Raw genomic sequence first — 1,825 nt, forward strand, 5'->3', positions numbered from 1 at the left:
GAGGCGCTGCGGCGGTTCGCTGCGCTCGTCGAGAGCTGGGGCGGCACGCTTACGAGGAGCGGCGGGTCGGGGGCGCTCTACGCCGCCAGACTGGCCCCCGAGAACGCCCCGCGGCTCGTCGAATGGCTCGAAGCCCAAGGCGTGCGCGACCTCCCCGGCCCCGGCGCGCCCGGCCCCTTCGTCCTCGAAATCCGCGCACGGTGAAGCCGAGACTGTTGCACGGGGACGATCGTCGGCGGCCGTAGGAATGAAACGCCCCGACGGCCGCGCGCGGCGGGCCGTCGGGGCGTTGGACGAGGGGTTCCCGGCGCGGTCAGGGGGACGCGTGGCTTGAGCCGTTGGCGTGCAACAGGCTCGGCTCCACCGTGGAGAGGCCGAAGGTCTGGACGAGGGTCTTGGCGACGTTCGGGGAGAGGAAGGCCGGCAGGGTCGGGCCGAGCTTGATTCCCTTGAACCCGAGGTGGAGCAGCGCCAGCAGGACCGCCACCGCCTTCTGCTCGTACCACGCGAGCTCGAAGGAGATCGGCAGCTCGTTGACGTCGTCGAGGCCGAACGCCTCCTTCAGCTTCAGCGCGACGAGCGCCAGCGAGTAGGCGTCGTTGCACTGCCCGGCGTCGAGGACGCGCGGGATCCCGCCGATGTCGCCGAGCGGCAGCTTGTTGTAGCGGTACTTGGCGCAGCCGACGGTGAGGATGACCGCGTCCTGCGGCAGCGCGGCGGCGAAGTCCGTGAAGTGGGAGCGCCCCGGGTCGCGGCCGTCGCAGCCGCCCATCACGACGAAGCGGCGGATCGCCCCCGACCTCACCGCGGCCACGACCTTGTCGGCGAGCGCGAGCACTTGGTCGTGGGCGAAGCCGACGACCAGCGCGCCGTCCTCGAGCGGCGTCGGCGGGGGGCAGCTCTTCGCCCGCTCGATCAGCGCGCCGAAGTCCTTGCGGCCGCCGGCGGGGCGGTCGGCGACGTGCGGCACGCCGGGGTAGCCGGCCATCCCGGTCGTCCAGATCCGGTCGCGGTACTCCGCGCGCACCGGGGTGACGCAGTTCGTCGTCATCAGGATCGGGCCGTTGAACGACGCGAACTCCTCCCCCTGCCGCCACCACGCGCCGCCGTAGTTGCCGACGAGGTGCGGGCGCTTCTTGAACGCGGGGTAGGCGTTCGCGGGGAGCATCTCGCAGTGGGTGTAGACGTCCACGCCGGTCCCCGCGGTCTGCTCGAGCAGGTCGTCGAGGTCGCGCAGGTCGTGCCCCGAAATCAGGATGCCGGGGTTGCCGCGCGTGCCGAGCGGAACCGTCGTCGCCTCGGGGGCGCCGTAGGCCGTCGTGTTCGCCTTGTCGAGCAGCGCCATCGTCTCCACGGCGCAGCGTCCGACCTCGAGCGCGAGCGACGTCAGCTCCGCCGCGCCGAGCGGCTTCGCCGTCGCCGCGAGGGCCTTGACGAGGAACGCGTAGATCCCGTCGTCCTCGAAGCCGAGCGCCGCCGCGTGCTCGACGTAGGCCGCGACCCCCTTGATCCCGTAGAGCGCGAGCTGCCGCAGCGAGCGCAGGTCCTCGTTCGGCTCGGCGAGGACGCCGACCGCCTCGCCCTTCGCCGCGAACTCGTCCGGCGCTCCGCTCCAAGAGGCCGCCTCGGGCAGCCCTTCGACGCCGCCGACCTCCGCGGCGAGGCGCCGCTTGAGCGCGAGCGCGCCCTCGATCCTCGCAACGATTCGCTCGTCGTCGAAGTTGGCGTTGGTGATCGTGACGAAGAGCCCCTCGGCGAGGAAGCGGGCCGTCGCCTTGTCAACGGGGCGGCGTTCGAGCGCCTTCTCCTCCAGGAGCGCGGCGCC

Annotated in this window: 2 protein-coding genes; one reads left to right on the forward strand and one right to left on the reverse strand. The window is 72.5% G+C overall.

All coding sequences use genetic code 11. From position 1 onward, the window contains the following. Positions 1-204 (forward strand): hypothetical protein (locus tag LLG88_09240; protein MCE5247085.1); only part of this gene is annotated, 204 nt, incomplete at its 5' end. Positions 205-313: 109 nt separating this feature from the next. Here the strand turns inward: LLG88_09240 and hcp are convergent. Continuing rightward, the coding region (gene hcp / locus LLG88_09245; GenBank protein ID MCE5247086.1) for a hydroxylamine reductase at positions 314-1,825 on the reverse strand (1,512 nt) is incomplete at its 5' end.

The organism is bacterium, from assembly GCA_021372775.1.
GTDB lineage: Bacteria > Acidobacteriota > Polarisedimenticolia > J045 > J045 > JAJFTU01.